Genomic DNA, 21,282 nt, shown 5'->3' on the forward strand with positions numbered 1-21,282 from the left:
GGGGCCTGCGCGTGTCCAAGACCCGTCCCGCGATGCCGATATCCCGTGGGTATCGTTGCAGCGTGGAGCTACGGACCTTGCAGTACTTCGTGGCGGTCGCCGAGGAACTCCACTTCGGCCGGGCCGCCACCCGACTGCACATGAGTCAGCCGCCGCTGAGCCGGGCGATCAAGCGGCTGGAGGCCGATGTCGGGGCCCTGCTGTTCACCCGCGCGCCCACGGGCGTCACGCTCACTCCGGTGGGCGCGGTGCTGCTCGAGGAGGCGCGGGCCCTGCTCGACCACGCCGAGCGCGTCCGGGTGCGCGTGAGCGCGGCGGCCGGTCGCGCGACCATCACCGTCGGCATCCTGGGCGACGGCACCGACCCGGGAGTGGCGAGACTGGCCGCCGCCTACCGCCGAACCCACCCCGGCGTCGAGATCCGCGTCCGCGACACGGATCTGACCGACCCGACCTGCGGGCTGCGCGCCGGACTGGTCGATGTCGCCCTGACCCGGGCGCCGTTCGACGGGACCGCCCTGACGGTGCGTGCGCTGCGGTCCGATCCGGTCGGCGTGGTCCTGCGCGCCGACGACCCGCTGGCCCGCCGCGACCGGCTGCGGCTGGCCGAGCTGAGCGACCGCCGCTGGTTCCAGTTCCCGCAGGGCACCGACCCCGTCTGGCAGTCGTACTGGAACGGCGGCACGCCGCGTGAGGGCCCGGCGGTGCGCGCCGTCCAGGAATGCCTCCAGGCCGTGCTGTGGAACGGCACGATCGGCCTGGCCCCGCTCGGACACGACCTGCCCGCGGAACTGGCCGTCGTACCGCTGGTCGACATGCCGCCGAGCCGAGTGGTGGCGGTGTGGAACGAAGGCGACACCAACCCGTTGATCCGGTCCTTCGTCGAGATCGCGACGGCCGCGTACCGCCGCTGAACATGCGCCCGGGCCACCCGGTCATGGCGGCGGGGCGGCCTGACCGGGCTGCGGCGCTAGGCTGCGGTATGGCCCGTTTCGTACTGACCCGACGCTCCGCGCTGCCGCCCGCCGAATGCTGGGCGCGGCTCACCGCCTGGCCCCGGCACGGCGACCGGGTGCCGTTCACCCGGATGAGCGTGGTGCGGGGCACCGGGCGGCAGCCGGGGGACGTGATCCTGGCGCGGACGGCCCTCGGGCCGCTGCACTTCGACGACCCGATGGAGCTGGTCGAGCTGGCCGCGCCGGAGCACTGCCGACTGGCGAAGCGGGGTCGGGTGGTGCACGGCGGCGCCGAACTGCGGGTGCGTGCGGTGGGCGCGGGCAGCGAGGTGGTCTGGGCCGAGGAGCTGCGGATCACCGGTCTGCCCCGGCTGTTCGACCCGGTGCTGGCGCTCGCCGGGCGGCTCGTCTTCGGCCGGGTACTGGACCACCTGCTGGCCCCTGCCCCCACTACCGGTCGAGGGTGCGCCGGCTCAGGTACTGCTGGCGCACGTAGTCGCGATGGTCGCCCTCGACCTTGATCCGGTCGTGCTCCACCAGCTGCTCCGCCGCCCGCAGCGCGATCGCCAGCGCCAGGCCGTCCCCGTCGCGCAGGAACACCCGGTCGGCCAGCGCCGCGCGGCGCAGCAGGTACTCCCGGCTCAGTCCGGGCCGCCGCTTGACCGCCTTCCCCAGCGCCACGAGGTCGTCCCTCTCGTCCTGGATGCCCGGCGCCCCCGCGTAGGCCTGCTCCGGGCCGGGCGCCCCCTCGACGGGCGGCGCCCACAGCGGCAGCGGCGGCAGCTGCGGCATCCCGCGCACCCTGAGCACCTCGTTGGCGAACTCCGGGAGGTCGACCGGCAGCTGGTGCTCCACGAACACGGCGAACAGCTCGGCCAGCGCCCGGGGCGGGACGCCCTCCGGGGTGTCCTCCTCGGTGACGTCGATCCGGCCGAGGCGCGGGCCCCGGAACCGGCCGGACGGCTCGGCGAGGCGCAGCCGCAGGGTGAGGTGGTGGCCGTCGTTCTCCTCGTCCCGGCCGAGCTCCATCGCCAGCCCCCGGATGTCCGCCCAGGCGTAGCGGCGAGGTACGAGCAGCCGCACCAGGATGATCCCGTTCTCGTCCGCGCGCAGCCAGTACGCGTGGGGCAGCGCGAAGGCGGCGACCGCGACGATCGCCGCCATGGCGAGGAAGGCCCCTCCCCCGCCGGCCGTCCCCGTCTCGGCGAGGAGGATGGCCACGACCAGCCCCACCATGGAGCCGACGCCGACCAGTTCCCCCCGTTGCTGCATGAAACCCAGCCGCACCACGTTCCGCCCCCCTTCGACACCCCCACGCTCCCGACCGGCACCCGCCGGGGGCAACCGCCACGGCGAAGCTGTGACAGCCCCGTGACGGCGCTCAGCGCCCGCGCAGCCGCCGGATCAGGTTGCGGGCGGCCTGCGGCCAGTCCGGGTACGCGAAGGCGAAGCCCGCCTCCAGCAGCCGGGTGGGCACGACGCGGCGGCTCTTCAGCAGCAGTTCGCTCTCCGAGCGCAGCGCGAACGCGCCGAGTTCCGCCATCCAGCGGGCCGCGGGCAGCGCCAGTGGCATGCCCCAGCCCGCGCGCAGTTCACGCATGAACTCGCGCTGGGGCAGCGGGTTCGGGGCGGCGAGGTTGACCGGGCCGCTGAGCTCCTCGTGCTCGATCAGGAACTCGACGGCGCGGGCGAAGTCCCGGTCGTGGATCCAGGACACGTACTGCCCGCCACCCGCGATCGGCCCGCCGACGCCGAGCCGGGCCAGCCAGGACAGCGAGTCGAAGGCTCCCCCGCGCTCGGGGCCGAGGACGACGGCGGTGCGCAGCGCGAGGCGGCGGGTGTGCGGGGTGTCGGCCTGCGCCTGGGCGTCCTCCCAGGCCCGGGCGATGTCGATGCTGTACCGCCAGGAGGCCGGGGCACCGGGCTCGCCGCCGCCGATCCGGCCGGTCAGCTCGTCGTTGGGCGCGTCGTGGCGGTGGGCGTAGACGGTCGCGGTGCTCATCTGCAGCCAGACGGCGGGCGGCCTGCGGGCGGCGGCGACCGCCCGGCCGACGGCCCGGGTGGAGTGCACCCGGGAGTCCATCATCTCCCGCTGGTTGTCCTCGGTGTAGCGGCAGTTGACGCTGCGTCCGGCCAGGTTGACGACGGCGTCGCTGCCGTCGATCTCCGCCGTCCAGGCACCCGGGCTGCGGCCGTCCCAGCCGACCTGCCGGGGCCCGTTGGGCCGTCGGCTCAGCACCACGACCTGGTGGCCGGCGGCCGTCAGGCTGCGGTCGAGCAGGGTCCCGAGCGCGCCGGTGCCGCCGGGGATGACGATCTTCATGAGTTCCCCCCTCATCTCCGGCAGCGAGCCTAGCGCGATAATTGAACACGTTCAATTCAGTGGCGCCCCCGCTGGACACAGCGGCGAAGCAACGACCTGGACCGGGCGGGGACATGAGGTTGCTGATCAGGCAAGACGTGGGCCTTGCCCATCTCCTGCCCCTGGCGGTGGGGATCCCCCGGGTCGACCCACTGGCGGAAGGCGACTTGTACGAGGGTGACGTGCCGGCCACCGTGTACGGTGCGTCGTGGCTAGGCGGGAACGGAGCCCGCACCGCCGTCGGCCGGATCCGGGGCACGGAAGGTGCGACGGTACGCCGACGGGGCGACTCCGGCCTCCGCCGCGAGGTGCCGCCGCAGCGAGGTGGCGGTGGCGAATCCGACCTCGTGGGCGACGCGTTCCACCGGCAGATCGCTGGACTCCAGCAGGTGCCGGGCCCGCCGCACCCGCTGCGAGGTCAGCCAGCGGCCGGGGCTCAGACCGGTCTCCTCCTTGAAGCGCCGAGCGAAGGTACGGGTGCTCATCGCCGCGTGCGCGGCCAACTCATCCAGCGACAGCGGTAGTTCGAGCCGCCGCAAGGCCCAGTCGCGGGTCGGCCCGGTGCCGGTTGCGCCAGTAGGCGGCAGTGGCCGCTCGATGTACTGTGCCTGCCCGCCGTCCCGGTACGGCGGCATGACGCAGTGGCGGGCGACCTGGTTGGCGACCTCGGTGCCGTGGTCCTGGCGCAGCAGGTGCAGGCAGACGTCGAAGCCGCTGGCCGCCCCCGCCGAGGTCAACACGTCACCGTGGTCGACGAAAAGAACGCCGGTGTCGAGCTCGACCCGGGGGAACAGTTCCCGGAAGTGGTCGCTGAGCGCCCAGTGGGTGGTGGCCCGGCGCCCATCGAGGAGACCGGTGCCGGCCAGCAGGAAGGCACCGCTGCAGATCGACACCAGACGGGTGCCGGGCCGGACACTGGAAAGCGCGTCCAGCGCCTTCGAGTCCGCGACGGCGGCCGAGGCCCGGGTGATCGCGTACCCAGGGATGATCACGGTGTCCGCCTCGGCCAGCACCTCGAAGCCGTGCCCGGGGGTGACGGTCAGGTCCGAGACGGTGCGCACGGGCTTCCCGTCCACGCCCGCGGTCACCACCTCGTAGCGGCCACCGGCGGAGCCCAGGACATGTTGGGGTATGCCGAGTTCGAAGGGGTAGATCCCGTCGAGTACGAGGACGACCACCTTGTGGGCGCCAGGCCGCGGCTCCGGGCGCATCGCCCGATCCTGTTCGGCGGTGCGCCCGGCCAGGTCGCGGGCGCCGGGAGTACCGGGGGCGGCACGGTGGATGGGCATGGCGAGAATGTATCGGAGGCTGACCTTTTCGCCATGGCCGAGGCCGGCTCGAACGGCAAGGATCGAGGCATGACCTCGACGGAGGCCTTTGAGGACCTCGACCCCCCGGGTCGCCGTCGGGATCGAGCAATCCGAGTGTCAATTCGATGTCGGACGTGTCCGGTCGAACACAGGAGGTTTTCCGTGGCCAAGGGCTACTGGGTCAGTGTCTACCCCACCATTTCCGACCCTGAGAGGCTGACCGCCTACAACGAACTGGCGGGTCCGGCTGTCCGGGCTGCGGGCGGGCGTCTCCTGTCCCGTGGCGGTCAAGTCGTCGCCCACGAGGCCGGAATCACGCAACGCGTCGTTCTGATCGAGTTCGACGGCTTTGAACAGGCGGTCGCGGCATACGAGAGCGAGGCATACCAGAGGGCACTGGTGGCCCTCCCCGACGGCTTCGAGCGCGACTTCCGCATCATCGAAGGCATCGACTGACCGGCGGGCCCAGCTATCGCTGAGCACCCGTCACCTGACACACCCGTTGCTCGACAACGACTCACGGGACGGGGTCCGGGCCGGCTGGACGGTGTCGCTCCACTGCCCCGTTCCGGCGCAGGTCCACGCCGAGGGCGCCACCCCGGATATCCAGTTCCTCGGCTGGGTGCTGTCCACGGGGCTGCTGACCGCCACGCACCAGTGGGAGCGGTTGGTGGCAGGGGCAGCCCTCAGGAACTCCCGCGGCCCGGGGACGGTCAGGTGCGGTCACGCCGTCGGGGTGGCCTCCCAGGCGCCGTAACCGCCGATGAGGTCGTAGGCGTGCCGGTGCCCGTGGTGGCGCAGCAGGCTGGCGGCGATCGAGGACCGGCTTCCGCCGGCGCAGTGCAGGACGACGCGGCGGTCGGTGGGCAGTTCGCCGTGCCGGGTCGGGAGTTCGGCGAGCGGGAGGTGGAGCGAGCCGGGAATGGCGCCGGCCTCGCGCTCGGCGGCGCCGCGGACGTCGACGACCAACGGGGGCTGCTGGCCGGCGAGTTCCTCACGCAGGGTGTGCACGGTGAGGCGGGCACCCTGGCGCGTCAGCTCGGGGTGGGCCAGGAAGACCTCCTCCGGGTCGGCGAGGTAGCCGGCCACCCGGTCGAAGCCGATCCGGGCCAGGCGGGTGACGAGTTCCGCGCCGCGCCCCTCCGGGGCGATCACCAGCAGCTCGCTCTCCGGCGCGAGCACGGTGCCGGACTGTTCGGCGAAGCGGCCGTCGGCGGGGACGTTGAGCGCGCCGGTGAGGTGTCCGGCGGCGAAGGCGGCCGGGTCGCGGCCGTCCACCACCAGGGCGCCCTCCGCGCGGCGCGCCAGGAAGTCGTCGGCGGCCAGGGCGCGGACGGCGGCCGGGTCGAAGAGTTCGCGCTCACGGCGGTTGAGGTCGGCGTCGTAGCCGAAGTAGCCGGGGGCGGTGGGCTGGCCGTCCGTGACCAGGGCGACGAAGGTGGCCTCGTCCATCGGCGCGCAGGCGTAGTTGGTGGCGCGTTCCCGGCCGATGGTGGACTGGCGGTCGGTGGAGAGGTTCTTGCCGCAGGCCGAGCCGGCGCCGTGGGCGGGGAAGACCAGGGTCTCGTCGGGCAGGGCCATCAGCTTGCGGTGGACACTGTCGTAGAGCATGGCCCCGAGTTCCTCGGCGGTGACGCCGGTCGAGGCGAGCAGGTCGGGGCGGCCGACGTCGCCGATGAACAGCGCGTCGCCGGTGAGCACGCCGTACGGGACGGTGTCGTCGGGCTGTTCGAAGACCAGGATGCTGATCGACTCGGGGGTGTGACCGGGGGTCTCCGTGATCTGCAGGGTGACGTCGCCGAGTTCGATCCGCTCACCGTCGGCGAGCTTGCGGATCGAGTACTCCGTCTCGGCCCTGCGTCCGTACCCGATCCAGGCACCGGTGCGGGCGGCCAGTTCGAGGTGGCCGGCCAGGAAGTCGGCGTGGAAGTGGGTGTTGATGACGCCGACGACGGTCAGGCCGCGTTCCTGGGCGTCGGCGAGGTACTCGTCGACGTCCCGGCGCGGATCGACGATCACTGCCTGGCCGCTGGTCTCATCGGCGATGAGGTAGGACGCCTGGGAGAGGCAGTCGAGGTAGTACTGACTGAAGATCATGGAGTTCTCCTGGTTGGGGCCCGACAAGCTGGCCATACATACTCAAACATACCCGCTGGGGTATTCAGTCTGTCGACGGACGCAACTGCTCGGATACGGCTGCCGCCGAGCGATCACGCTGCCGCCGATGCCGGTACACGGGCCTGCTGGAGGCTCCCTCCTCCCGAGGGGGCCGCCCCCGCGCGGGCGGCCCCCTCACTGCAGCGCAGGGCTCACGGGCGAAGTACACGGGAACCTCCTGGGTGGCGCCGGGCGCCGCAGCGCGGTCGCGATCCCTTCGATGCCCGGAGCCGAAATGCATGCCAGTACACGGCCGCCCGCCCGGTCCGATACGGGCGGGGGTATCAACGAACGATTTCGATAATACCCCCGGGGGTACTATGGTGGGCATCGAAGGGGAGCCGGCCGCCGCCGGACCCGGCACCGACCGGGCACCGGCAGGGCCGAGGCAAGACCCGCGCCACCGCCAACGCCCCTACGACGGGGCGGCGTCCACCGATGCGCCACCCCCTACGCGCCGGACCACTGCGGTCCCGCCCGCATCACTGGAGAGAACCCATGCCCCAGCCGCCGTCCGCCCCCGGACAGACCTCCCCCGCCCGGGCCCGGGAGCTGGCCCGCGCCGGCACGGCCGTGCTGCTCGACGTCCGCGAGGCCGCCGAGTTCAGTGCCGGACACGCCCCCGGAGCCCTGCACCTGCCCCTGATCGCCCTGGCCGCCGGGGTCGAGCTGCCGCCCGTGGCAACCGGCCGCACGGTGCTCGCGATCTGCCGTTCCGGCAACCGCTCCCGGCGCGCGGCCGAACTGCTCGCCGCGCGCGGCGTCGAGGTGCTGAACGTCACCGGGGGCATGGGCGGCTGGGCGCAGGCCGGCCTGCCGATCACCACGCCCGACGGCGGCACCGGACACCTGATATGACCACACTGCTCCTGGCGCTCGCCGCGGGAGCGGTGGTCGGGCTGGCCCTCGGCGGACTCGGTGGCGGCGGCAGCATGCTCGCCGTACCCGCCCTGGTCTACCTGCTCGGCTTCTCCCCGGCGCTGGCCACCACGGCGAGCCTGGTGATCGTCGCCGCGACCTCGCTGACCGGCCTGCTCGCCCACGCCCGGGCCGGCCGGGTGCGCTGGCGCACTGGAGCGCTGTTCGCCGCCGCCGGACTACCCGCCGCCGCGGCCGCGGGGGCGCTCTCGGCCCGTCTGCCGGGCGCCCTGTTGACCGGCTCCTTCGCGCTGCTGGCGGCGCTGGCCGCCTGGCGGATGCTGGTGCCGCCGAAGGCGGAGCAGCAGGAACGTTCCGCCGCGGGACCGGGCCGCTCGGCCGCGGCGGGCGCCGGACTCGGCGCCGTCACCGGACTGCTCGGGGTCGGCGGCGGCTTCCTCGCCGTACCGGCCCTGGTCTCGGTGCTCGCCTTCACCATGGCCGAGGCGGTCGGCACCAGCCTGCTGGTCATCACCGCCAACTCCCTCGCCGCCCTGCTGCCCCGCCTCGGCGCGACCGGCTCGATCGACTGGTCCGTGGCCGCGCCCTTCACCGGCGCCGCGATCCTCGGCGCCTGGGACGGCAAGCGGCTCGCCGACAAACTCAGCGGCCGCACCCTGCGACGGGCCTTCGCGATCGCCCTGCTCGGCGTCGCCGCCCTGATGCTGGTCACCACCCTGAGCTGACAGCGACCCACCCGCCCCGGCCGTACCGCTCCCCCCATCCGGAAAGGACCACGCTTCGCCATGACCACGCCCCTCACCGTCGAGCAGCTCAAGCCGCGCCTCGGCCGGCTCACCCTGATCGACGTCCGCTCCCCCGGCGAGTACGCCGGCGGTCACATCCCTGGCGCCCTGAACGTCCCGCTCGACCGGCTCGACCGCGCCCTGCCCGCCCTGCGCGCCGCCGCCGGGAAGAACGAACTCGCCGTCGTCTGCGCCTCCGGACAGCGCGCCCGGAACGCCTGCGACCAGCTCGCCGACGCCGGGATCACCGCCCTCGTCGTCACCGGCGGCACCAACGCCTGGGTGAGCGCCGGGCACGCCGTGGACCGGGTGGCCGGCGCCCGCCCGGTGTGGGCGACGGACCGGCAGATCCGCCTCGTGGCCGGGTCGATCGTCCTGCTCGGCCTGCTCGCCGACCCGGCCCGGTCGGGTGCCCGCTGGGTGTCGGCCGCGGTCGGCGGCGGGCTGGCGTTCTCGGCGCTGACCGACAGCTGTGCGATGGGCGCGCTGCTGGCCGAGCTCCCGTACAACCGCCGCCGCCCGGGCGCGCCGACGCGCTCGCTCGCTGAGAGGCGCACCGAGCCGGGAAGGCCCCTGCCCGCCCCTGGCGGTTCCCAGGGGCCTTCCCACCGCACTACGCCCGAGCCGTCAGCGCCTCCGTCTCCCGCTCCGCCCCGGGCGCCGCGGGCTCCGGCAGGCTGCGGAACAGCGCCCAGCTGAGCAGCGGCATCGCCGCCAGTGGCAGCAGCGCCGTCCGCAGCGAGGTCGCGTCCGCGAGCCCGCCGATCAGCGGGCTGGCCAGACCGCCGACGCTGACCGTCAGCCCGAGGGTGATCCCGCTCGCCGTGCCGATCCGCGACGGCAGGTAGTCCTGCCCCAGCGTGACCTGGAGCGAGAAGGGCACGTACAGGCCCGCCGAGGTCAGCGCCACGCACACGTACAGCGCCGGGCCCGGCACCACCAGCACCCCCGCCACGGCCACCGCCGCGACCAGGTACGACAAGCGCGCCACCGCGACCCGCCCCCACCGCTCGGCCAGCGCCCCGCCCAGCAGCGAACCCACCGCGCCGCCCGCGTACAGCACCACCAGCGCCGCGGTGCCCGTCGCCGTACCGCCGCCCAGGCGTTGGGTGGCGAACAGGGACAGGAAGGTGCTCAGGCCGGTGAAGACGATCGAGCGGCACACCACGGCCAGCGACAGCTTCACGAAGGACGCCCGGTCGTCCCGCCCGGCCCGGCCCACCGCGGTGGACCCGGCCGCCCGACGACGGGCCAGCTCGCGCAGCACCGGCAGGCACAGCGCGGCGCCCGCGAGGGCAGGCAGCACCAGCAGCGGGGTGAGCCGCAGACCGCCGAGGCCGACCACGGCCGCCACCAGCAGCGGCGCCGCCGCGAAGCCCAGGTTGCCGCCCAGCGAGAACCAGGCCATCCCCCGGTGCCCGGCCCCCTGCGCGACGGCCCTCACCACCCGCGCGGACTCCGGGTGGTACGCCGCCACCCCGACACCGGACAGCGCCACCGAGACGAGCGTCAGCCCGTACGAGTCGCCCAGCCCGCTGAGCGCGATGCCCACGCCGCCCAGCAGCGTGCTGACCGGCAACAGCCAGGGCAGCGGCCACCGGTCGGTCAGCGCTCCGAACAGCGGCTGGGCCACCGAGGACAGCAGCGAGGCGGCCAGCACCACACCCGATACGGCTGCGTAGCCGTAACCGCGCTCGGCCACCAGGAAGGGCACCAGGGCCGCCACCGCGCCCTGGTAGACGTCCACGCAGGAATGCCCGACGGACAGCAGGGCGATCGAGCTCTTCTGTGACGGTCGTTTCGTCGTTCGGGTTGCCATGCGGCCATGCTCGGGCGTACCCGCGCTGTCGGACTTCCGATAATCTGCCAGTTGATGCCGCGAATTCGCCACGACCCCGTCGCCCCGACCCGGGCCCAGCTGCTCGCCCCCGGCGCCGGGATCGACGCCCACCGCCACGACGACCACCAGATCGCCTACGCCGCCCGGGGCGTGGTCGCCGTCACCACCGACGCCGGCTCCTGGGTCGCCCCGGGCAACCGGGCGCTCTGGATCCCTGCCGGCACCGTGCACGCCCACCAGGCCCACGGCGAGCTCGAACTGCACTTCGTCGGCCTGCCCGCCAACGAGAACCCGCTCGGCCTCGACCGGCCCACCGTCCTCACCGTCGGCCCCCTGCTGCGCGAACTGATCGTCGCCTACACCCGCGCCCCGGAGGAGGACAGCCCCGAACGCACCCGGCTGCGCGCCGTCCTGCTCGACCAGCTGCGCGCCTCGCCCCGGCAGCCGCTTCACCTGCCCATGCCCGGCAGCCCGCTGCTCCGGGCCCTGTGCGCACTGCTCCACGCCGACCCGGCCGACCGCCGGACCCTCGCCGAACTCGGCCGGGCCGTCGGCGCCAGCGACCGGACGCTCTCCCGGCTCTTCCGCGCCGACCTCGGCATGACCTTCCCCCAGTGGCGCACCCAGCTGCGGCTGCACCACGCCCTGGTGCTGCTCGCCGAGGGGCAGCCGGTCACCGCCGTCGCCCACCGCTGCGGCTGGTCCTCCGCCAGCGCCTTCATCGACGTCTTCCGCCGCGCCTTCGGCCACACCCCGGGCCGCACCGGCCCCGCCCCGGACGGCGACAGCCGTTCCCCGGACGGCGGCACTCAGCCCCCGGACGGCCACCCGGCGCGCTGAAGGCCCCGGTTGTCCGTGCCGGGTGGCAGGCTGGGGGGCATGTGCGGCCGCTTCGTCTCCACCACCACTCCCCAGGACCTCGTCCCGCTGCTCGGAGAGCTCCGGTGGGACCCGGCCGAGACCCTCGCGCCGAGCTGGAACGTCGCCCCCACCGACCCGGTCCCGGCCGTCCTGGAACGCGTCGACCGGGACACCGGCGAGGTGCTGCGCCACCTGCGTCCGCTGCGCTGGGGCCTCGTCCCGTCCTGGTCCAAGGACCCGTCCGGCGGCGCCCGGATGATCAACGCCCGCTCGGAGACCGTCGACACCAAGCCCGCCTTCCGCAAGGCCTTCGCCGCCCGCCGCTGCGTCATCCCCGCCGACGGCTACTACGAGTGGCGCGAGGTGCCCGCCACCGACGACCGCAAGAAGTACAAGCAGCCGTACTTCCTCAGCACCGGCGGCGTGATGCTGATGGCCGGCCTGTACGAGTTCTGGCGCGACCCCACCCGCCCCGAGGACGACCCGCTCGCCTGGCTCGCCACCGCCACCGTCATCACCACCGACGCCACCGACTCCGCCGGGCGCGTCCACGACCGGATGCCGCTCACCATCGCCCCCGACGACCTCCCCACCTGGCTCTCGCCCGGCCACACCGACCCGGCCGGACTCCACCACCTGCTGCGCCGCCCCGCCGACGGCGCCCTGCGGGTCCGCGCCGTCCCACCCACCGTCAACAGCGTGCGCAACAACGGCCCCGAGCTGCTCGGCACCGCCCCGGACCCGCTGGGGCTCGCCGACTGATCCCGGGCCCGGGGCAAGCTGCGGTACGCGGTCGGGACCGGGTCCTTGCGGCTGCGGCGCCCGGTCCCGGTCCCTCCACGCCCGCGTCAGCGCTGGCGCACCGCGCTGAAGCCGCAGACCGGGGTGCAGAGCGTGACGATGCCGCTGTAGCGGTAGTTGGTCCGTCCCCGGGAGATGGTGTGGACCGTGAGCTTCTCCCGCAGGGTGGGCTGGTGGCAGCGCGGACAGACGGCGGTGACCGGCTTGCCCCAGGGGCGGGCGGGGTTGAGCTTGGTGGCCGCCACCCCCATCAGGACGACGGACAGGCCGGTGGCGACGAAGCCCACCACCTGCCACACGCCCTTGCCGGACTCCCGGCGGTCGATCATCTCCTGGTAGCCGAAGGTGCCCCCGCCGCCGCGGTTGGACCAGATCCGGCACTCGTCGCTCCGGGTCATGGTCTTCCCGTCGCAGGTCGGGGCGCTGGTCGGGTCGGTCTTGCCGACCACCAGCGCCAGGAACAGGCCGAGGCCGGCCAGGAGGACCAGCACCACGATCGCCGTCGTCCGGCTGCGGCCGGTGTGCAGACGCGTGCGTTCCTTCACCGCCGTCTCGATCACAGCGTGCGCCATGTTGCTGCCGTCGACCGCCACCACATGTCTCCTGATGTCCGCGTTCTGTGCCCAACCATCCCCCGACGGGCCGGGGTTGACACGAACCCACCATGATCAGGACGCCTCTGCGCGAAACTTGGCGAGACCTTGACCCCACCGTGACGCGTCCGACGCTCAGCCCCGCGGTGCCGCTCAGCCCCGCGGTACCACCGAGGCCAGGTAGGCGGCCGCCTTCTCCGGGTCGAGGAGCCACTCCTCCACATCCGCCGGGTCGTCGAAGGCGTTGGCGAACCGGTCGGCCACGGCCGGGAGTCGACCGGCCGCGCCGAACAGCTCCACCGCGTGCGGGGGCGCAGGGGCGAGCATCGCGTTCGTCCAGGTGGTGACGGGTCGGGCGGTGTCCGCCCAGAAGCGGTCGAAGGCGGACTGCTGGAAGTCCCGGTCGAAGGGCTTGTCACCGTGCGCGAGGATCGCCTCCAGGTACAGGGCGGCGCACTTGGCCGCGCTGTTGGCACCCTGGCCCGTGATCGGGTCGTTGGTGACGACCACGTCGGCGACGCCCAACACCGCCTCGCCGCCGGGCAGTTCACCGACCGGTCGGCGGACCATCGGGGTGAAGCGGCCGGCCAGGGTGGCGCCGGCGTCGGTGAGCTGGACGCCGGACCGGGTGCGGTCGTACTCCCAGGGCGTGAAGGCCTTCATCAACTCCAGCATCATCCGGAGGTGTTCGGCCGGGTCGCGGATCCCGTCGAAGGCGTCCGCCGGACCGCCCGGCTGGGCCTCCCAGAGCAGGATGTCGCACGGCCCGTCCGCCGTCAGGGCCGGCATCGTGAAGAACTCGCCGGTGCCGGGCACCAGGTTGCAGCGCACCGCGGGGAAGTCGTGCTCGGGGCGCGGCGCGAGCCCGTGCACGTAGCACACGGCCAGGGCGCGCTGCGGCCGCAGGTACGGGGAGCGCTCCTCGTCGCGTTCGAACAGCGAGGCCAGCTTGCCCTTGCCGGAGGCGACCAGCACCAGGTCGTACGAACCGGCGAGGTGTTCCAGGTCGGCGGCGCTCACCCGACGCAGTTCCACCCGGCCGCCGCGCGCGGCGAAGGCATCCAGCCAGGTGGACATCTTCAGCCGCTGGTCGACGGACTGGGCGTAGGCGTCCAGCCGCCCGACCCAGTCGATCACCCGGACCGACTCCGGCCCGCTGACCGACACCCCGACGCCCTCGATCCGAGGCGCCTGATCGGCCCACAGGTCCAGACCGAGGGCACGCTCGGTGCGCAGCGCGGAGTCGAACATGCACTGGGTGGACAGCACCCGTCCGTCACGCACCTCCTGCGCGTCACGGTCCGTCAGCAGCGTGACGTCGTAGCCGTGGGACTGCAGCCCGAGGGCCAGTTGGAGGCCGGCCTGCCCGGCGCCGACGATCAGAATCCTGCGCATCGCCCCTGCTTCCTCGGTGGTCCGTCCGGCCTGGGGCGCCCGCTCCGCCCGGTCGCCAGTGGACTGGATATCAGGCCGGAGCGTCCGCGTCCACGGCGCGGACAGGGCGTGCGCGCGCCGGTCGGGAGCCGGGGAACGGCCGGAGCACCGGGATGGCGATTTGAAAAATTCTTCAATTTCATAGAGGCTGACCAGCCGCCGATCCCCGTGCCGACCGGACAGAACAGGACAGCCAGAGCCCATGAGCGACGCCCTCCCGCCGTGCCCCTCGTGCTCCAGCGAGTACACCTACGAGATGAACGCCCTGATGGTCTGCCCGGAGTGCGGCCACGAGTGGGCTCCCGCCGACGTCGACGCCCAGGCGGGCACCGGCGAGCGCGTGATCAGGGACTCGGTCGGCAACGTGCTGAGCGACGGCGACACCGTGACCGTCGTCAAGGCCCTCAAGGTCAAGGGCAGCGCCTCGGGCATCAAGGCGGGCACCAAGGTCCGCAACATCCGCCTGGTCGACGGCGTGGACGGCCACGACATCGACTGCCGGATCGAGGGCTTCGGGGCGATGCAGCTCAAGTCCAGCGTGGTAAAGAAGGCCTGAGTCGACGCCGGCTCCCCCGCGTCCGGGAGTTCGGCGACGTCCCCACCGCATGCTCCGCCGTCGCGTTCCCGCGCGTCCTCGGCCACCGGACCTTCGCGGGCCGAACCCCGCCGGACGGCTCCCGACCGCCCCCTCCGCAGGTCAAGCGCCGGCAAAGCCCCCACTGTCGACCGGTGGGCCGCCGCCGCATAGGCTGTCCGGGCCCGAACGGCCGGGGGGGGCGCCCGCACGGCAGGCGCCCCCCGGGAGGGGAGCGGGCGACACACACCGGAGTACGCAGGGGGGACGCAGCACCGTGCAGCAGGAACACGAGTACGACCACGAGGAGCACTACCCGGAGCAGCACCACGACGACCACCTCGTCCACACCGGCCACGAGGAGGCCCCGCGCCGCCCGCGGTCCCGCCGGGTCTGGCTGGTGGCCGTCGGCGGGGTGTTCACCGCGCTGGTGGTCGTCGGCGGGTACGGCGCCTACAACGTGGTGAGCGCCGTGTCCGGCGGCTCCTCCGGCAGCGGGGCCGGGGCGAACGCCACGGCGTCGAAGGGGCCTCAGACGCCGCCCACCGCCGCGGAGGCCGACGCGGTCGCCAAGGACTTCCTGGCGGCCTGGGGCCGGGGGGACCTCACGGCCGCGGCCGGTCTGACGGACCGCCCGGAAGCCGCCCGGATGGCGCTGGCCTCGTTCCACGACGGCGTGCCCGCCCGTGCGCTCACCCTGACCGGGACGGGCGCCGCCGCGGCCTCCGGCACGCCGAGCGAGCCGGCCGTCGGCTACCGGGTGCGGGCGGAGTTCGACGGCACCACGGAGGTCTGGGAGTACGACAGCACGCTGGGCGTCGTGCGCGCCGGGGACGGGCGCATCCTGGTGCGCTGGGCGCCGACGGTGATCCACCCCAGGCTCGGCGCGGGCAAGACGCTCGCCGTCAAGGCCCTGCCCGATCCGGTGTCCAAGCCCGTCGACCGCAAGGGCCAGCCGCTGGACTCCTTCCCGTCGCTGCGGTCCGTACTACCCCAGATCGCCCCGCCCGACGGGGCGAAGGTCGTCACCGGGCAGGCCGTGGTGCTCGGCGGCGGCGGGCCGCAGGAGACGGAGCAGCTGTTCGTGCTGACGCCGCCGAGCGCGCCGCAGGTCAAGCTCACCCTGGACGCCGACCTCCAGCAGGTGGCCGAGGAGGCCGTGAAGCAGCAGTCGGCGGACGGCAAGCCCGCCTCGCTGGTGGCCGTCCAGCCGAGCACCGGAAACATCCTGGCCATGGCCTACGCCCCGCAGGGCGGCTTCAACCGGGCGGTCGGCGGCGGGCAGGCGCCCGGTTCGACGATGAAGGTGATCACCTCGGCGGCGCTGCTGGAGGCCGGGGTGACTCCCGACACCGCGGCGCCCTGCAAGGAGACCACCAACTCCCCCCGGACCTGGCACAACGACGAGCCCGGCAGCCATCCCGACTACACCCTCAGCGACGACTTCATCCATTCCTGCAACACCGGGTTCATCGACAAGGGCCTGGAGAAGCTCCAGCCCGGCACCCTGGCGTCGGTCGCCCGCGACCAGTTCGGCCTCGGCCTGCAGTGGCGGATCGGCATCCCCAGCCGGGACGCCACCATCCCGGTGCCGGGGAACAAGGACGAGGCGGCCGCCGAGTACATCGGTCAGGGCCAGATCCAGGTGAACTCGCTGCTGATGGCCTCGGTCGCCGCCACCGTGCAGAGCGGAACGTTCCGTCAGCCCGTGCTGCGCGAGGACGCCAAGCGCGTGACTGCCCCCGGCCGACTGCCCGCCGACGTCGCCCAGGGCCTGCGCTCGATGATGGCCCGGACCGCGACCCAGGGCACCGCCCAAACCCCGATGTCCGGGCTGAGCGGCCAGATCGGCGCCAAGACCGGCACCGTGGAGGCCGGTTCGAGCCAGGCCACCAACAGCTGGTTCATCGCCTACCGCAACGACCTCGCGGTCGCCGCCGAGGTCGAGGGCGGCGGCCACGGCAACAGTGCCGCGGGCGTGGCCGCGGCCCAGGTCCTGAAGGCGGGCGGCAAGGGCTGACCCGGCGCGCGCCCGGAAGGCTGGGGGAATCAGAGCAGTTCGACCTGCTCCGGGGTCACGCAGTGGGTGTACTCGCCCACCTCGACGGTGTAACCCATCGGCGGCTCCAGCGCGCGTTCCCACCACAGTCCGGTGACCCGCCCGACGGCCCCGGCCGGCCCGCCCTCCGGGGCCGGGCCGGCCAGGATCCGCACCCGGGTGCCCTCCGGCAGGTCGCTGCGGTAGCGCGGCGGCAGGTCCGTCCGGCAGCCGCCGAGCGCGGCCAGGAACTCCGGCCGCAGCCGCCACGGGCTGCCGTCCTCGGTCACCACCCCGTACACCGGGCCCTCGCCCCCGACCTCGCAGCCGACCACCACGCCCCGGGCACCGACCACCCCGTCCCCGAGCCACCCGGGGTCCGGCACCGGCGGCTCGGGCGTGACCAGCTCCACCAACGCGCCGTACCCCAACCGCGCCTGCTCCGGCCAGGGCGTCTCATCCAGCAGCCACCGATGCCCGCCCGCCACGCCAGTACTCCCATCGCTGCGGATTTCCGCGCCACGCTAGCAGCACCGGTGCCCCAGCGGTCGGTCGCATCATCTTCGTTCGTCATCAACCCACCCGGACGACACACGGCCGGTGGCGGACCGCAAGCTGCCGTCCACGTCCGGTCCCCCGGCTTCGCCCGCACCTGGTGCCACCGGCGCCAGGACGAACTCCCGCTCGCCTTCCCGACCATGGCGCCCCCGTCCGGGACCGGGCCTTCGAAGCCGGCCGCGACAGCGTGCTGACGGCCGACCGGTGGACGCGGGACAGCACGAGGGCAGCACGCTCGACCGGGTACGCGAGAACGCCGGCACGGTGCCGAAGCCGGCCTGACCGCCCGTCGGCCGCTCCCGCGTTCGCGGAGCCTCGGCCCGGGCCGTGACGGCCGCGTGGGCGGTCGGGCATCATGGCGTGATGCCCGAACTGATCGACCCGACGGTCCGGCTGCGGAGTTCCTTCCTGGCGGCGGTGGCCGAGTTCCGCGCCGAACCCGGCGCGCCCGTCCCGTGGTTCGTCTCCGACGTCGAACCGGCCGCCCTGACGGACCCTGCCGCCTTCGCCGGTTACGTCGCGCGTGTCCTGGGCGAGCGCACGGAAGCCGGGATGCGCGGGGACGCGGGCGTGCCGATGACGACGCTGTGGTGGGCCGAGGGCGACCAACTGCTCGGCCGGTTGGCGATACGCCACCGGTTGACCCCGAAGCTGGAGCGGGTCGGCGGGCACATCGGCTACGACGTGCGCCCGAGTGCCCGGCGGCGGGGCCATGCGACCGCGATGCTGGCCGCCGCCCTGCCGGTGGCCGCCGCGCTGGGCGTCGGCGGGGCTCTGCTGACCTGCGACGGGACCAACACCGCCTCGCGGCGCGTGATCGAGGCCAACGGCGGCCGTCTCGTCGCCACGGACGGCCGCAAGCTCCGCTACCTGGTACCGACCGCCTGACGTCCGGCGCCCGGCTCCCAACTCGCGGCTCCCAACTCGCGGCTCCCAACTCGCGGCTCCCGCTCAGTCGAGCGTGATCCGGAAGACCGGGAAGCCCGGGGCGATCCGCAGCAGCTCCTCGGTCGGCGAGTCGGCGTCGAGGCCGTCGAAGAAGTAGCCGACCTCCCACTTCCAGCGGCGCAGGTACTCGCGGAGCACCTCGGGCTTGTCCGCGTCGGGCAGTTCGACGGCCCGGAAGCTCTCGGCACGGCGGCCGACCCGCAGTTCGCCGGTGCCGGCGACCCGGAGGTTGCGGACCCACTGGGTGTGGCCGCGCGGCGCGACCAGGTACCGCGCGCCCTCGTGGGTGAGCAGGTTGACCGGAGTGGTGCGCCATTCGCCGCTCTTGCGGCCACGGACGGCGAGGACCCGGGAGCCCCAGAGGCTGATGCCGGCCTTGGTGAGGGCGGCGACCAGGCGGTTGAGCAGCTCGGTGGCGGCGACGCCGAGGCGGGTGGTGGGCGCGATCAGGCGGGTGGCGGGGTCGGGCACCTGGGCGGGCTGGGACATCGGATTCCCTCGATTCCATGACTGCTGCTTCGATCCGAGAGCACCGCTCTCGACGACGCCTTCAGCATGGCACCCGACGCCGGGCAAAACAAGAGCAGTGCTCTCGAATGCGTGCGCCGATCCGATTCGTGGCAGACTTCCCCCATGCCAGCGATCCGCACCGCCCGCGAACGGGCCCGCGAGGAACTCACCCGCGAGATCAAGCAGGAAGCCCGTCGACAGCTCGCCTCCTCAGGAGCGCAGCAGCTGTCCCTGCGCGCCGTCGCCCGCGAGCTGGGCATGGCCTCCTCGGCGCTCTACCGGTACTTCGCCAGCCGCGACGAGTTGCTGACCGCGCTGATCATCGACGCGTACAGCGAACTCGGCGAAGCCGCCGAGCAGACCATCGCGGCTGCCGCCGACGCCTCCGCCCGCGAGCACTGGCGAGCGGTGTGGCGGGCCACCCGCGACTGGGCCCGCGCCAACCCGCACGAGTTCGCCCTGATCTACGGCACCCCTGTCCCGGGCTACGCCGCACCCGGGAGCACGGTCGCGGCAGCCGCCCGCCTCCCCCTCGCCCTGCTCGGCATCCTCGGCGCGGCCCCACTGCGCCCCACCCCGACCGGCCCCGCCCTCCAGGGCGCCCTCCCCGAGCAGCTCGCCGGCCTCGCCGCCGCCTTCGCCCCCGACCTCCCCGCGCACACCCTCGCCCGCGCCGTCTCCGCGTGGATCCAGCTCATCGGCCTGATCGGCTTCGAACTCCACGGCCACCTGGTCGGCTCGCTCGACCCGGCCACGGACTTCTTCGCCTGGACCACCGAGGAAACCGCCGACGCCCTCGGCCTCTGACCGGCCGGCCGGCCCGCCGAAGGGCCACGGCCACGAGCGCTTCTTCGGCACACGTCGACCCGTGACGACGCGCGCCCGCACCAACCACGGTGGCGCGTGCACCCGCACCGCTTCCGCCCGACCGGCCGCCCCCTCCCGCCACGCTCCGGGCGGCGTACGGCCCCCGCCGACGACGAAGGCGAGGAGATCAGGGACTCCTCGCCACTATCAAGGTACCGCGCGCGGGGGGCCTTGCGGCAAGGCCCCCGTCAGGGCGCACAATCGTCGCCCGAGGCCGGAACCTGGCGAAATGCGCGGTTCGCACCGCCCGTACGCCGGTGTCCCGAGTTGCCGGCCTCGTTCGAACTCTCTGGGGGATCTTCCGATGACCGATGTGATCGTGGTCGGCGGCGGGCCGACCGGCCTCATGCTGGCGATCGAACTGCGGCTCCAGGGCGTGCGGGTGCTGGTGCTCGAGCGGCTGACCGAGCCGACCGCGGAGTCCCGCGGCCAGGGGCTGCACGTGCGCAGCGTGGAGATGATGGACCAGCGCGGACTGCTGGACCGGTTCCTCGCGGTGGGCGGGCAGTTCCGGGTCGGCGGCTTCTTCGGCCACATCCACAAGCCGTGGCCGGAGACCATGGACACCGCCCACCCGTACGGCCTCACCGTCGAGCAGCCGGTCACCGAGCGGCTGCTCCGCGAGTACGCGCTCGAACTGGGGGCCGAGGTCCGGCACGGCCAGGAAGTCACCGGGCTCAGCCAGGACGAGGACGCGGTGACGGTCGAGCTGGCGGACGGCACCCGGCTACGCTCGCGCTACCTGGTCGGCTGCGACGGCGGCCGCAGCACGGTGCGCCGGCAGCTCGGCATCGACTTCCCCGGCGAGCCGTCCCGGGTCGACACCCTGCTCGGCGAGCTGTCGCTGACCGAGGCCCCGGCGACGATCGAGGCCGTCGTCACCGAGGTCCGCCGCACCGAGCTGCGCTTCGGCGCCGTTCCCCGGGGCGACGGAGCGTACCGCATGGTCGTGCCCGCCGCGGACGTGGCCGAGGACCGGGCCGAGGCGCCCACACTGGAGGAGTTCCGGCAGCAGCTGCGCGCCACCGCCGGCACCGACTTCGGCGCGCACTCGCCCCGCTGGCTCTCCCGCTTCGGCGACGCCACCCGACAGGCCGAGCAGTACCGGCTCGGCCGGGCCTTCCTGGCCGGCGACGCCGCGCACATCCACCCGCCGACCGGCGGCCAGGGCCTGAACATCGGCATCCAGGACGCGTACAACCTCGGCTGGAAGCTCGCGGCGGCCGTGCACGGCCACGCCCCTGCCGACCTGCTGGACAGCTACCACGCCGAACGTCACCCGGTGGGCGCCCGGGTACTGGCCAACACCCGGGCCCAGATGACCCTGTTGGGCTCCGAGCCCGGCGCGGTCGCGCTGCGGGAACTGCTCTCCACCCTGATGGACTTCGAGGAGGTGAACCGGTACGTCACCGAGATGGTCTTCGGCCTCGGGGTCCGCTACGACCTCGGCGAGGGCCACGAACTGCTCGGCCGCCGCCTGCGGGACGTACGGCTGAAGCAGGGGCGCCTGTACGAGCGGATGCACGGCGGCCGGCCGCTGCTGCTCGACGCGACGGGAGGCGCCCTCTCGGTGACGGGTTGGGCGGACCGCGTCGACCGGGTCGTGGACCCGGTGGAGGAGCTGGACGTCCCCGCCGTGCTGCTGCGCCCCGACGGGTACGTGGCCTGGGTCGGCGACGACCAGCGGTCCCTGGACGACGCGTTGGCCCGGTGGTTCGGCACCGCAACCACCTGATCGGCCCGACCGGGCCGGGCACGGCCGAACGCCGAGCCCGCCCGGTCGTTCCGGGCGGGCTCGGTGTTCGGCCG

Annotated in this window: 22 protein-coding genes and 1 pseudogene; 14 read left to right on the forward strand and 9 right to left on the reverse strand. The window is 73.8% G+C overall.

Going from position 1 to position 21,282, the window contains the following annotated elements; all coding sequences use genetic code 11:
* Positions 1–32: 32 nt before the first annotated feature.
* Together ACH4J0_RS00690 and ACH4J0_RS00695 are read left to right on the forward strand one after the other, a co-directional pair.
* Positions 33–914 (forward strand): LysR family transcriptional regulator, encoded by an 882-nt coding sequence (locus ACH4J0_RS00690; protein WP_396235490.1) that lies wholly within the window; start codon positions 33–35, stop codon positions 912–914.
* A gap of 68 nt (positions 915–982) precedes the next feature.
* Positions 983–1,477 carry an SRPBCC family protein gene (locus tag ACH4J0_RS00695; RefSeq protein WP_396235491.1) on the forward strand — a complete coding sequence of 165 codons (495 nt, stop codon included), beginning with the start codon at positions 983–985 and terminating at the stop codon, positions 1,475–1,477.
* Here ACH4J0_RS00695 and ACH4J0_RS00700 read toward each other — a convergent pair.
* Together ACH4J0_RS00700 and ACH4J0_RS00705 are read right to left on the reverse strand one after the other, a co-directional pair.
* Positions 1,407–2,228 carry a hypothetical protein gene (locus ACH4J0_RS00700; RefSeq protein WP_396235492.1) on the reverse strand — a complete coding sequence of 274 codons (822 nt, stop codon included), beginning with the start codon at positions 2,226–2,228 and terminating at the stop codon, positions 1,407–1,409. The two genes, ACH4J0_RS00695 and ACH4J0_RS00700, sit on opposite strands and share 71 nt — an antisense overlap.
* 109 nt (positions 2,229–2,337) lie before the next feature.
* A complete protein-coding gene (locus tag ACH4J0_RS00705) occupies positions 2,338–3,279 on the reverse strand; it encodes a TIGR01777 family oxidoreductase (protein WP_396235493.1) in 942 nt (313 codons plus the stop codon).
* 113 nt (positions 3,280–3,392) lie between these two features.
* Here ACH4J0_RS00705 and ACH4J0_RS00710 point away from each other — a divergent pair.
* Positions 3,393–3,458: pseudogene (locus ACH4J0_RS00710) on the forward strand (hypothetical protein); the annotation flags it as partial.
* A gap of 72 nt (positions 3,459–3,530) precedes the next feature.
* On the opposite strand, the gene ACH4J0_RS00715 reads toward ACH4J0_RS00710, so the two are convergent.
* Positions 3,531–4,607: a GlxA family transcriptional regulator gene (locus tag ACH4J0_RS00715; protein WP_396235494.1), complete on the reverse strand. Its 1,077-nt coding sequence runs from the start codon at positions 4,605–4,607 to the stop codon at positions 3,531–3,533.
* Between the two features lie 183 nt (positions 4,608–4,790).
* On the opposite strand from ACH4J0_RS00715, the gene ACH4J0_RS00720 reads away from it, so the two are divergent.
* Entirely contained in the window at positions 4,791–5,084 is a 294-nt protein-coding gene (locus ACH4J0_RS00720; protein ID WP_396235495.1) for a DUF1330 domain-containing protein, read from the forward strand.
* 267 nt (positions 5,085–5,351) lie between these two features.
* Here the strand turns inward: ACH4J0_RS00720 and ACH4J0_RS00725 are convergent, their stop codons facing one another.
* Complete coding sequence (locus tag ACH4J0_RS00725) at positions 5,352–6,725, reverse strand: rhodanese-like domain-containing protein (RefSeq protein WP_396235496.1); 1,374 nt, start codon at positions 6,723–6,725, stop codon at positions 5,352–5,354.
* A 558-nt stretch (positions 6,726–7,283) separates the two neighbouring features.
* Here ACH4J0_RS00725 and ACH4J0_RS00730 point away from each other — a divergent pair.
* The 3 genes from ACH4J0_RS00730 to ACH4J0_RS00740 are packed head-to-tail and all read left to right on the forward strand — an operon-like array spanning position 7,284 to position 9,148.
* Positions 7,284–7,643 carry a rhodanese-like domain-containing protein gene (locus ACH4J0_RS00730; protein WP_396235497.1) on the forward strand — a complete coding sequence of 120 codons (360 nt, stop codon included), beginning with the start codon at positions 7,284–7,286 and terminating at the stop codon, positions 7,641–7,643.
* Positions 7,640–8,389: a sulfite exporter TauE/SafE family protein gene (locus ACH4J0_RS00735; RefSeq protein ID WP_396235498.1), complete on the forward strand. Its 750-nt coding sequence runs from the start codon at positions 7,640–7,642 to the stop codon at positions 8,387–8,389. The genes ACH4J0_RS00730 and ACH4J0_RS00735 overlap by 4 nt, the downstream gene beginning before the upstream one ends.
* Before the next feature lie 60 nt (positions 8,390–8,449).
* A complete protein-coding gene (locus ACH4J0_RS00740; RefSeq protein ID WP_396235499.1) occupies positions 8,450–9,148 on the forward strand; it encodes a rhodanese-like domain-containing protein in 699 nt (232 codons plus the stop codon).
* Here ACH4J0_RS00740 and ACH4J0_RS00745 read toward each other — a convergent pair.
* The gene (locus ACH4J0_RS00745) at positions 9,063–10,268 is read right to left on the reverse strand and encodes an MFS transporter (protein WP_396235500.1); all 1,206 of its coding nucleotides are present in this window, start codon (positions 10,266–10,268) and stop codon (positions 9,063–9,065) included. The two genes, ACH4J0_RS00740 and ACH4J0_RS00745, sit on opposite strands and share 86 nt — an antisense overlap.
* A 54-nt stretch (positions 10,269–10,322) precedes the next feature.
* Here ACH4J0_RS00745 and ACH4J0_RS00750 point away from each other — a divergent pair, with 54 nt between their 5' ends.
* Positions 10,323–11,129 carry an AraC family transcriptional regulator gene (locus tag ACH4J0_RS00750; protein WP_396235501.1) on the forward strand — a complete coding sequence of 269 codons (807 nt, stop codon included), beginning with the start codon at positions 10,323–10,325 and terminating at the stop codon, positions 11,127–11,129.
* 39 nt (positions 11,130–11,168) lie between these two features.
* A complete protein-coding gene (locus tag ACH4J0_RS00755) occupies positions 11,169–11,912 on the forward strand; it encodes an SOS response-associated peptidase (RefSeq protein WP_396235502.1) in 744 nt (247 codons plus the stop codon).
* An 86-nt stretch (positions 11,913–11,998) separates the two neighbouring features.
* Here the strand turns inward: ACH4J0_RS00755 and ACH4J0_RS00760 are convergent, their stop codons facing one another.
* Entirely contained in the window at positions 11,999–12,544 is a 546-nt protein-coding gene (locus ACH4J0_RS00760; RefSeq protein WP_396235503.1) for a hypothetical protein, read from the reverse strand.
* 153 nt (positions 12,545–12,697) lie between these two features.
* A complete protein-coding gene (locus tag ACH4J0_RS00765) occupies positions 12,698–13,939 on the reverse strand; it encodes a styrene monooxygenase/indole monooxygenase family protein (protein WP_396235504.1) in 1,242 nt (413 codons plus the stop codon).
* A 241-nt stretch (positions 13,940–14,180) separates the two neighbouring features.
* Between ACH4J0_RS00765 and ACH4J0_RS00770 the strand changes: the two genes are divergently transcribed.
* A complete protein-coding gene (locus tag ACH4J0_RS00770; RefSeq protein WP_396235505.1) occupies positions 14,181–14,534 on the forward strand; it encodes a zinc ribbon domain-containing protein YjdM in 354 nt (117 codons plus the stop codon).
* A gap of 295 nt (positions 14,535–14,829) precedes the next feature.
* Positions 14,830–16,572 carry a penicillin-binding transpeptidase domain-containing protein gene (locus ACH4J0_RS00775; RefSeq protein WP_396235506.1) on the forward strand — a complete coding sequence of 581 codons (1,743 nt, stop codon included), beginning with the start codon at positions 14,830–14,832 and terminating at the stop codon, positions 16,570–16,572.
* Positions 16,573–16,601: 29 nt separating this feature from the next.
* On the opposite strand, the gene ACH4J0_RS00780 is transcribed toward ACH4J0_RS00775, so the two are convergent.
* Positions 16,602–17,078, reverse strand: coding sequence for a hypothetical protein (locus tag ACH4J0_RS00780; RefSeq protein WP_396235507.1), 477 nt, complete (start codon positions 17,076–17,078; stop codon positions 16,602–16,604).
* 433 nt (positions 17,079–17,511) lie between these two features.
* Here ACH4J0_RS00780 and ACH4J0_RS00785 point away from each other — a divergent pair, with 433 nt between their 5' ends.
* Positions 17,512–18,036, forward strand: coding sequence for a GNAT family N-acetyltransferase (locus ACH4J0_RS00785; protein WP_396235508.1), 525 nt, complete (start codon positions 17,512–17,514; stop codon positions 18,034–18,036).
* 63 nt (positions 18,037–18,099) lie between these two features.
* Here ACH4J0_RS00785 and ACH4J0_RS00790 read toward each other — a convergent pair whose 3' ends face one another.
* Entirely contained in the window at positions 18,100–18,585 is a 486-nt protein-coding gene (locus ACH4J0_RS00790; RefSeq protein ID WP_396235509.1) for a nitroreductase family deazaflavin-dependent oxidoreductase, read from the reverse strand.
* Positions 18,586–18,729: 144 nt separating this feature from the next.
* On the opposite strand from ACH4J0_RS00790, the gene ACH4J0_RS00795 reads away from it, so the two are divergent.
* On the forward strand, positions 18,730–19,413 hold the full coding sequence (locus ACH4J0_RS00795) for a TetR/AcrR family transcriptional regulator (RefSeq protein ID WP_396235510.1): 684 nt from the start codon (positions 18,730–18,732) through the stop codon (positions 19,411–19,413).
* Between the two features lie 364 nt (positions 19,414–19,777).
* A complete protein-coding gene (rox, locus tag ACH4J0_RS00800; protein WP_396235511.1) occupies positions 19,778–21,208 on the forward strand; it encodes a rifampin monooxygenase in 1,431 nt (476 codons plus the stop codon).
* Positions 21,209–21,282 lie beyond the last annotated feature (74 nt).

The organism is Kitasatospora sp. NPDC017646, from assembly GCF_044329365.1.
Lineage (GTDB): Bacteria > Actinomycetota > Actinomycetes > Streptomycetales > Streptomycetaceae > Kitasatospora.